Genomic DNA, 441 nt, shown 5'->3' with positions numbered 1-441 from the left:
CCATATAGGGCAGGTCGGGATGGAAGCGGAGGCAGGCGGGCAGCTCGGGCAGCCGCGCACGGGTGAGGCCGCGCCGGGCGAGATAGTCGCGCACCGGGCTGTCCTCGGCCGGGCGGGAGTCGTGCCAGATGGCGCGGGCCTGGGCGATGGCGCTGCGCCGGGCGGCCTCGGCCTGCCTGCTTCGCTGGCGCGCCTCTTTCTCGCGGGCGGCCTTGCGCCGGGCCAGTTCGGCCGGGTCGATCTCGACCTCGCGCGCGCCCATCAGCCAGTCGAGCGCGGCGCGGAACTCGCAGCCCTTGACCAGCTCGACCAGCGCGATGGCGTCGCCGCCGCCGCAATGGCGGCAGTTATAGACGTTGCGGGCGGTGTTGATGCCGAAGCGGTCACGGCCGCCGCAGACAGGGCAGGGGCCGATGCGCTCGATGGCCTGCGACGGTTTCA

General features: G+C 73.7%; 1 protein-coding gene. It reads right to left on the bottom strand.

Annotation, left to right across the window (positions count from 1 at the left end):
• A partial coding sequence (locus EBL85_RS16885; protein WP_305036085.1) for a primase-helicase zinc-binding domain-containing protein occupies window positions 1-441 on the bottom strand: 441 nt, incomplete at both ends.

The sequence above is a fragment of the Marichromatium sp. AB32 genome, assembly GCF_003718675.1.
In the GTDB taxonomy this organism is placed as follows: domain Bacteria; phylum Pseudomonadota; class Gammaproteobacteria; order Chromatiales; family Chromatiaceae; genus Marichromatium; species Marichromatium gracile.
Note: the sequence above shows the minus strand (reverse complement) of the source record. Positions and strands in the feature narration are given on the sequence as shown.